Source organism: Rahnella perminowiae (genome assembly GCF_019049755.1).
Taxonomy (GTDB): Bacteria; Pseudomonadota; Gammaproteobacteria; order Enterobacterales; family Enterobacteriaceae; genus Rahnella; species Rahnella perminowiae.
Map to the genome: position 1 here is coordinate 1 of NZ_JAFMOS010000398.1, position 7655 is coordinate 7655.

Genomic DNA, 7655 nt, shown 5'->3' on the forward strand with positions numbered 1-7655 from the left:
AATATCGGTAGCATGTCCGTAAAAATAACGACTGCGGCTCTTAATTAACACTTGGATTACATTCCGTGCATGCCTGCCGTCCGGTTTGCCTTGCCGGCAAAAGATGAATTTTCCCCGCTTTTGTGGTTAACAACTTGTGTTATAAATTCGTTATAAGAAAAACCGATGCTGCCCCTTTTCAGCACAGCAAAGATTTTCGGAGTGTAACGTGTCTCTTTCTATTTCTGAATGGACGATGGCTAACGACATTGAGTACTCGCATCTGACAGCGAGCAATTCATCATTCCCCCGCCATACGCATGATGAGTATGTCATCAGTGCCAATCTGACCGGTACGGAAGAAATCAGGTTGCACGGGAAAACCGAACTGGTGCGCGGCGGCGATATTACGATTTATAATCCGGCCACCGTTCAGTCTTCGCTGTTTGGCAACGACAAAGTCGAATTCCTCAGCGTGCATATTCCGCAATCTTTACTGCGTCAGGTATCGGTCGATCACAATCTGCGTTCTGATCACTGTGCGCCGGTGTTAACCGAAGGCGTGCTCAGTAATCCCGCGCTGTTTTCCGCGCTGTGCCATTACCGGCGCACACTGAACGACGACGATCAGGAACAGAATTTGTTATGGCTGCTGGGGGCGTTGCTGGAAGAACCCGCCAGAGAGCAGGAACAATCTTTGCGGCCGGTTATGCTGGCGCTGGATTTTATGCGTGACCATCTGACCCGGAAAATCCATCTCGATACGCTGGCGCAAATCAGCGGACTGAGTAAGTTTCACTTTGTCCGCCTGTTCCGCCAGCACATTGGCATGCCGCCACTGCAATACCATATGCAGTTGCGTTTGCTTGAGGCCCGGAATCAGCTGCGTAAAAATAATAATGCGCTGGATGTGGCGATACGGTTGGGCTTTTATGATCAAAGCCATTTCATTAATACATTCCGCAAAATGATGGGGATCACCCCCCACCTTTATTCACTGTCACTTCATGCGTCTCCGGCGCTTATACCAAAATGAATTCCCGATAACCGGTGATGACCACATACAGCGCGAAATAAGAGAAGATCACTGCTGAAGCGACATAGGAGTATTTCAGCATTTTGGTGCCGAGCATTTTTCCGCCCAGGCTGCCGACGAAACAAATCACCATCGTCCAGCACACACCCGCAATAAAGAACCCTCCCAGAAACCACGAAGCATTCGCCGTGCTTCCCTGCCCCATGCGGGAAATCAGCGCACCACCGACAGCGGCAAACCATAAAATAGCGGTCGGTGAAGACATCGCCAGTACAATGCCGCGACCAAAATTACGGATAACAGAACGTGACTGCGTGCTGTCACCGGTGCCCAGGTCCCCGGCAGGCGCCAGTGCAGCGCGGATCATTTTGTAGGTAAACCACATCAGCATCAGCGAGCCGCCGACCCATAACATCCAGCGCACGCTCTGGTATTGCAGCAACATCGTCATCCCGGCCAGCGCCAGTACGGCGTAAATTAAGTCGCCGATGCAGGTGCCGATGCCCAGCCAGAATCCATGAAAATAACCCCGCTGCATCGCCAGCGTCATCATGGCGATATTAGCCATTCCGATGTCCAGACACAGCGACAGGCTGAGTAAAAATCCATTTGAAAACGGTATCATTACGGGACTCTCTTAGTTAACGGGTTGTATTCAATTATGTCATGTGCGGATAAAACAGGTCTTTCCGCCATGGATACCTGACAGGCCGCAGCGGCTGACCCAAATAATGTCGTCAACCTAGTGTCAGCCCCCTGAGCACAATGGAGAGACACGATTTAAACACGCTCCTGCGGCCGGGTATTGGAAGAAATTGCGCGTAAATCTGCATACCGGATAGTGCCCGCAGCATCTACAGTTAACCTCACGTCGGGGCGGGATTACTGAGTTACCTCCGCATTGAAGTAATGCACTGTGATTGGGGGGATTTTCCGCAGAGTTCACTGTAAGTCTGAAAAGGCTTAATTTAGACTTCTATACGTCTAAAACTTAGTGTAGGTTTTCACAATAATCTCTCAATTTGGTTACGTTTAAGGAAACTCTGTTTATGCGTACTCCGTTTGTCGTGGTGACTCTGCTTGCCGCCTCCCTGTTTTCAGCTGCCTCATTTGCCGGTGCGACGCTGGATCGCGTGACCAAAACCGGTGTGTTGCGTAATGCCATCGTTAACGATTACCCGCCGTTTGGTTTTATTGATGATAATAACCAGCTGGCCGGTTTTGACGTTGATGTGGCCAAAGCCGTGGCGCAGCGGATGGGCGTAAAACTTGAGATCATTGCACCGGGCTGGGAAACCATTGTCGGCGGAAAATGGCAGGGTCGCTGGGATACCTGTATCTGCTCAATGACGCCAAACACCGAGCGTGCCAGGGTGCTGGATTTCCCGACACCGTATTACAACTCCCCGGCTGTCTTAGTGGTCAATAAGAAAGATGACCGCATCAAATCGGCGGCTGATCTGAGCAATAAAAAGATTGGCGTCGGCATCGGTTCGACTTACGAAACGTATCTGCAAAAAACGCTGGTGATCCCAGGCAGCAAACCCCTCGCATTCCCGTTCGATAACGTACAGGTGATCCCAAGCGACGAAGAAGTGGCGTTCCAGAATCTGGCGCTCGGGCCCGGTGTGCGTCTTGACGGCGTGGTATCCGATTTAGCCACCGCGAATGCCCGTATCAAACGCGCGCCGGTGTTTAAAATTGTCACCGAGCTTTATGCGGAACCGAACTGGGTAGCAACCGACAAAGGCGATCCGGAATGGGATAAGAAAGTGGCCGATACCATCAAATCGCTGCGCGACGATGGCACACTGGCCAAAATCTCTCAGCACTGGCTGGGTGAAGATATTACCCACGAGGTACCGTAATGCCACAAATCCCGGACAGCCAGCCGAAAGTGGAAACGCCGGAACGCTGGCACCACGCACACGCGTTTAAATTTAAAACCGGGCTGACGTGGCTGATTTTGCTCAGCCTGCTGCTCGGCACGTTCAGCAAAATGGGGCTCGACTGGAGCCTGATTAGCCAGAAACTGCCGTTCCTGCTTGGCCTGCGCCTGTCACCGGACGGCTTCATTCAGGGGGCAGCGCTGACCATTATGATCACTGCCTGCTCAATGTTTTTCTGTCTGTTGATCGGGCTGGTTACCGCGCTCGGACGGATGTCTGAAAATGCGCTGGCGTTTGGTTGCGCGACGTTTTATGCCTCGCTGTTTCGCGGTACGCCGCTGCTGGTGCAGGTGCTGATTATCTATCTGGCGCTGCCGCAGGCGGGCATTGTGCTCGGCGCGCTCAGCTCAGGCATTATCGCTTTGTCGATGAACTACGGTGCCTACCTGGCGGAAACCATCCGCAGCGGCGTACTTTCGGTCCCGCGCGGTCAGCAGGAAGCCGCGCTGGCGCTCGGCGTATCACGCTGGACGGTTGCGGTGCACGTCACCGCTCCTCAGGCGCTGCGCATCATTATCCCGCCCGCCGGTTCGATGTTTATTTCGATGCTGAAAGATTCCTCGCTCGTCTCGCTGATGGGACTGTGGGAACTGAACTTTCTGGCGCAATCTTACGGGCGCAGCACCTACCGGTATATGGAAATGCTGGCGACCGCAGCCGCGATATACTGGATTATGTCGATTGTGTTAGAACTGCTGCAAAGCCGCCTTGAGCGCCGTTTTGCGCAAGGCCAGCGCCGCTGATGTTTTGATTTTTCATTAACGAACGCTTTGATTTTTCATTAGCAGGTACGCCATGTCTTTTCCTGAAGATTTTCGTCTGATCAGTTACCTCTCGCGCCTCGAACATGCGGTGCGTTTTCCGCTGTCCTCTTCCTATCCTGAATCAATGGACCTCGATACGCTCTTTGAACTGGCAGGGAAAGAACACCGCGCCCCGTTCATGCAGACGATGCTGGATTATCCGCCGTTACGCGGGACACCGGCACTGCTTGATGCTATCGCCTCGACCTATCAAAAAATTACCGCGCAGGACATCATCAGTTTTGCCGGTGCCGACGAAGCGATTTACGCCAGTTTCCAGATGCTGCTCAAATCCGGCGATCACGCCGTGGTGATTACCCCGAATTATCAGTCGCTGGAAAGCGTGCCGTTATCGCTGTGCGATGTCAGCGGCGTGGCGCTGGATGCAGATAATGACTGGGCGCTGGATACCGGCAAAATCCGTGATGCATTGCGCCCTAATACCAAAGTGCTGGTCATTAACTTTCCGCATAACCCGACCGGCGCGCTGATAAGCCGTGCGCAGCTTGATGAACTGATCGACCTGTGCCGCGAACGCGGGATCTGGATTTTTTCGGATGAAGTGTACCGGCTGACAGAGTTTGATCCGGCTGACCGCCTGCCGCAACTCGCCGATATTTATGAACGGGGTATTTCGCTGAACGTGACCTCAAAAGCGTACGGTTTGCCGGGGCTGCGCATCGGCTGGGTAGCCTGTCAGGATAAAACGTGGATGCTGGAACTGGAACGTATGAAGCAGTATCTGTCGATCTGTAATTCCATGCCTGGCGAAGTGCTCACGACGATAGCACTCAATGCCCGTATTCCGATCCTCGAACGGGTGATGGAACGTTCGCGCCGCCGCCTCGCCTCACTGACCGCCTTTCTGGCGCGGTATCCGCACTTGTTTCAGTTATCATTGCCGAAAGCCGGGGTGCTGACGTTTGTGCGCTATACCGGCGCGGAAGGCGCAGAGGCTTTTGCTACGCAACTGGTGCAACAGGCGGGAGTGATGGTCATTCCTTCGGTGGCCTACGGCTCAGCGCTCAATGCCGTATCTGAAGATTTCCTGCGTATCGGTTTCGGGCGTGAAAACCTTGATGAAGCCCTGGGCGAAATGGGCAAATGGCTGGATAAACAATGAGAGAGAAACTGATCAGCCCAGCACCTGCTTTTCGGTCAGGAAATCGATAAAAACCCGTACTTTCGGTAGCATATGGCGGCTGCTTGGCCAGACTACCGAAAACTTCCCACCTTCTTTCAGATAGGCGGGCAGTACCGAAATCAGTTCACCGGATGCCAGATACGGCCGCACGATAAATTCCGGTACATACGCCAGCCCTAATCCCTGCACCGTCGCCTGCAGTATCGACTCCAGATTATTGCTGCTTAGCGCCAGCGGCAGTTCCGGCGGCGTCGGGCTGGTCATTTCCCATTCCTGCCATTGTCCGTTGCCCGGAAACCGGTAGCGAAGGCAAGCATGTTGATAAAGGTCGTCAGGTGTAAGCGGCGCAGGATGCGCGGCAAAATATTGCGGAGCACCGACAATGGCAAAACGGAATGGCCCGAGACGGCGCGACATCATCTGCGAACTGTTCAGTTCCCCGCTGCGGATGGCGATATCAAATCCTTCATCAATAACATTCACCATACGGTCACTGAAATCCAGATCCAGCTCAACGTCGGGATAACGCTGGCGAAACTCCGGCAAATGCGGCAACAACATGCGGTAACCAATAGCAGGCGCGGTGATACGTAATTTACCGCGTGGCACGGCGGAAATCCGTACCAGTTCCTGCTCGGCGTCTTCCAGTTGCGTGACGATATTCTGACAGCGCTCAAAAAACAGCTGACCTTCATCGGTCAGGCTGATGCGCCGCGTACTGCGGTTGAACAGCCGTACGCTGAGTTTTTCCTCAAGCCGTGCCACACTTTTCCCGACCGCCGAGGCCGAAATGCCCATCCGCTCTGCCGCTGCGGCGAAACTCTGACTTTGCGCCGCGCGGACAAACGCCAGCAGGCCGTTGAGGTTTTCCATATTGACTCCCGTTTATACGAGCGTTTTAGTCCGCAATCATCGGACTGACGGCCTGTTTCCGTCACATTACCGACATTTTATCATCATCGCTAACCCTAATTCGTTGGAGAAACCCATGCATCCCTCAACAACCCCCCCGGCGGGCAGCCTGCGCGTTCTGTTTACCGTATGTCTGGCGGCAGTGATTTTACCGCTCAACTTTGTCAGCGGCGCGGTGGCAACGCCCGCGATCGCCCGTGAACTCGGCGGCAGCGCGCAGGCGCTGAGCTGGATAACCAATGCGTTTATGCTTACTTTCGGCTGTTTTCTGATGGCCGCCGGGGCGCTGGCCGATGAACTGGGGCGCAAAAAAGTGTTCGTCAGCGGCGTCTCGCTGTTTGCACTTTTATCCTTATTGCAGGCTTTCAGCAGCAGTGTGCTGGCGATTGATTTACTGCGCGCCGCGCAGGGTATTGCGGCTGCCGGTGCGCTGGCAGGGGGTGGTGCAGCACTGGCGCAGGAATTCGATGGCACAGCACGTACCCGGGCCTTCAGCCTGATGGGCAGCAGTTTTGGCGTCGGGCTGGCTTTCGGCCCGTTCCTTGCGGGCGTGCTGATCGCGCATTTCGGCTGGCGTTCGGTGTTTCTCTCCGCGACAGTCATTGCGGCTCTTTCTCTCATCACCGGCGCAGCCAAAATGCGCGAAACGCGTAATCCGCAGGCATCCGGCATTGACTGGCCGGGCACCCTTTCCTTCACCGCCATGCTGGCGTTACTGACCTGGGCGCTGATGGATATTCCCCAATCCGGACTGCACAGCACGCGAGTACTTTCTCAACTGGGTGGTGCGGCACTGCTACTCGCAGTATTTGTGGTCATTGAATTACGGGTGAAAAAACCGATGCTGGATTTATCCCTTTTCCGCTACATCCGTTTTATCGGTGTACAGGCATTGCCGCTGGCGACCGGTTTTTGTTTTGTGGTGCTGCTGGTGGTCTTGCCGATGCTATTTATCGGCGTTACGGGTCTGAGTGAAGAACGCGCCGGGCTGATGATGATGGCGCTTTCACTGCCGATGCTGATTGTACCGATGCTGGCGGCATGGCTGACGCGCTGGATTTCTGCGGGGGTATTATGCACATCAGGGTTAGTGATTGCCGCCGCCGGTTTGGGCTGGCTCAGTCAGGCTGTGCTGGCACAGAATCTGACAGGCATGATTGCGCCAATGGTGGTTATCGGCATCGGTACCGGTTTGCCGTGGGGGCTGATGGATGGCTTGTCGGTGAGCGTCGTGCCAACGGAACGTGCGGGCATGGCAACCGGTATTTTCAGCACCACACGCGTGGCGGGAGAAGGCATCTCACTGGCGATTGTCAGTGCTATTGTGTCGGCGTTAACCCGCAACGCACTGGCAGCGCATTTCAGCAGTGATGCGATCAGCTCAGAAACTATCAGCCAGGCGGCGCAACGTCTGGCGACCGGTAATCTTTCCGTGACACAGCAGCTTATCCCGCAGGCCAGTACGCCGCAGCTACAGCAGCTTTATGCCGCCTCACTGCATCCCTTACTGTTGTGTCTGATGGCGATTACGCTGTTCTGTGCGCTGGTGGTGTTGCTGGCACTACGCGGGAAACCCCGTGCGTCAGCCTGTTCAAAAAGCAGAAAACGCGCCGGCGGTTTCCCCTCCTGAAGCACATCATCATAAAACATCAGTAGCGCTGTTAAACAATGACGGGCAGCAAGCAGGTAACACCACAACCAGAAAGGTTAAACAGCTGCGTTTTTTGGTTTAAACAAGGCAATCATTATCAACATAAATTAATAATAAACAGGATAAAAATTCGATAATTTGTAATTTATGGAATTTTTATCCTTATTGGCCTGAATAATGA

Annotated in this window: 7 protein-coding genes; 5 read left to right on the plus strand and 2 right to left on the minus strand. The window is 54.0% G+C overall.

The features are described 5' to 3' along the window. Positions 1-208: 208 nt before the first annotated feature. Positions 209-1015 carry a helix-turn-helix transcriptional regulator gene (locus J1785_RS05415; protein WP_129953105.1) on the plus strand — a complete coding sequence of 269 codons (807 nt, stop codon included), beginning with the start codon at positions 209-211 and terminating at the stop codon, positions 1013-1015. Here the strand turns inward: J1785_RS05415 and J1785_RS05420 are convergent. After that, a complete protein-coding gene (locus J1785_RS05420) occupies positions 1002-1640 on the minus strand; it encodes a LysE family translocator (RefSeq protein WP_217218973.1) in 639 nt (212 codons plus the stop codon). The two genes, J1785_RS05415 and J1785_RS05420, sit on opposite strands and share 14 nt — an antisense overlap. 424 nt (positions 1641-2064) lie before the next feature. Here J1785_RS05420 and J1785_RS05425 point away from each other — a divergent pair, with 424 nt between their 5' ends. The 3 genes from J1785_RS05425 to J1785_RS05435 are packed head-to-tail and all read left to right on the plus strand — an operon-like array spanning position 2065 to position 4890. Beyond that, entirely contained in the window at positions 2065-2883 is an 819-nt protein-coding gene (locus J1785_RS05425; RefSeq protein ID WP_129953107.1) for a transporter substrate-binding domain-containing protein, read from the plus strand. Then, a complete protein-coding gene (locus J1785_RS05430; protein ID WP_217158297.1) occupies positions 2883-3707 on the plus strand; it encodes an amino acid ABC transporter permease in 825 nt (274 codons plus the stop codon). The genes J1785_RS05425 and J1785_RS05430 overlap by 1 nt, the downstream gene beginning before the upstream one ends. Before the next feature lie 52 nt (positions 3708-3759). Next, positions 3760-4890, plus strand: a complete 1131-nt coding sequence (locus J1785_RS05435) for an aminotransferase class I/II-fold pyridoxal phosphate-dependent enzyme (RefSeq protein WP_217218974.1) — start codon at positions 3760-3762, stop codon at positions 4888-4890. A gap of 12 nt (positions 4891-4902) precedes the next feature. On the opposite strand, the gene J1785_RS05440 is transcribed toward J1785_RS05435, so the two are convergent. After that, complete coding sequence (locus J1785_RS05440; protein WP_217139474.1) at positions 4903-5784, minus strand: LysR substrate-binding domain-containing protein; 882 nt, start codon at positions 5782-5784, stop codon at positions 4903-4905. Positions 5785-5899: 115 nt separating this feature from the next. Between J1785_RS05440 and J1785_RS05445 the strand changes: the two genes are divergently transcribed. Continuing rightward, complete coding sequence (locus tag J1785_RS05445) at positions 5900-7453, plus strand: MFS transporter (RefSeq protein WP_129953111.1); 1554 nt, start codon at positions 5900-5902, stop codon at positions 7451-7453. Positions 7454-7655 lie beyond the last annotated feature (202 nt).

What these genes read in the sequence shown, in the direction of transcription:
- J1785_RS05420 (WP_217218973.1), bottom strand. Translation starts at nt 1,640, where the DNA reads ATGATACCGTTTTCAAATGGATTTTTACTCAGCCTGTCGCTGTGTCTG.
- J1785_RS05425 (WP_129953107.1), top strand. Translation starts at nt 2,065, where the DNA reads ATGCGTACTCCGTTTGTCGTGGTGACTCTGCTTGCCGCCTCCCTGTTT.
- J1785_RS05430 (WP_217158297.1), top strand. Translation starts at nt 2,883, where the DNA reads ATGCCACAAATCCCGGACAGCCAGCCGAAAGTGGAAACGCCGGAACGC.
- J1785_RS05435 (WP_217218974.1), top strand. Translation starts at nt 3,760, where the DNA reads ATGTCTTTTCCTGAAGATTTTCGTCTGATCAGTTACCTCTCGCGCCTC.
- J1785_RS05440 (WP_217139474.1), bottom strand. Translation starts at nt 5,784, where the DNA reads ATGGAAAACCTCAACGGCCTGCTGGCGTTTGTCCGCGCGGCGCAAAGT.
- J1785_RS05445 (WP_129953111.1), top strand. Translation starts at nt 5,900, where the DNA reads ATGCATCCCTCAACAACCCCCCCGGCGGGCAGCCTGCGCGTTCTGTTT.